Genomic DNA, 781 nt, shown 5'->3' with positions numbered 1-781 from the left:
TTTCCGCACTGGCGGCAACCACATTGCACCACAAGACAGCATTATCTTAGTTAACGCTGATGAAGTGCATAACGGCCATTCAGCAACCGAGGGGGGCTGGGAATACAAAGCAATGTATCCTGTGCCAGAACAATTTCAAACCTTGGGGCAAGAGCTTGGCTCACCCAATATCGCGCTGCCCTATTTCCCTCAACCTGTGGTTTATGATCCCGAACTGGCAAGCCAATTGCGCTTGGTGTTTGAGACTCTAGAAAAATCGGACAATCGACTGCTGCGAGAAACCTTGGTGTACGGCACGTTGATCAAATTGGCGAGTAAACACAGCACTCACCGCGTACCACTAAAAGAATCCACCAAAGCGCAACGACAGTTACAGCTTGTAAAGGAGTTTTTAGAAGACTTTCCACAAACCGATGTGTCGCTGGAAGAACTCGCGAAACTGGCTGGGCTGAGCCCTTTTCACTTACTGCGCGAATTTCAAAAGCAATTTGGCTTTCCGCCTCATGCTTACCAGATCCAGCAACGTTTACGTATGGCGAAAAAGCTGCTCAAACAAGGGCAGAGAATCTCTGATGTCGCACAAGAATGTGGTTTTCATGATCAAAGCCACCTGCATCGACACTTTAAGAAAGCCATGGGCGTCACGCCGGGCCAATATCTTCGCTTTAGCTAAATCCGCAATATCGTACAAGGCGAGATCTCTCTACCACGTTACGTTGATAGCCTGACTTCAAAACAATTAAGAACAAACAATGGATAACACTTTGCCGTTACAAGAAGA

At 47.2% G+C, this 781-nt stretch carries 1 protein-coding gene; it reads left to right on the top strand.

What is annotated here, in order from left to right; all coding sequences use genetic code 11:
• Positions 1-673, top strand: a 673-nt coding sequence (locus R7E78_RS25980) for an AraC family transcriptional regulator (protein ID WP_318058589.1), incomplete at its 5' end; no start/stop codon positions are given.
• Positions 674-781: the final 108 nt, after the last annotated feature.

This window comes from Vibrio sp. YT-19(2023), assembly GCF_033337395.1.
The sequence above is the reverse complement of the archived record's forward strand: the minus strand, read 5'-3'. Positions and strand labels throughout refer to the sequence as shown.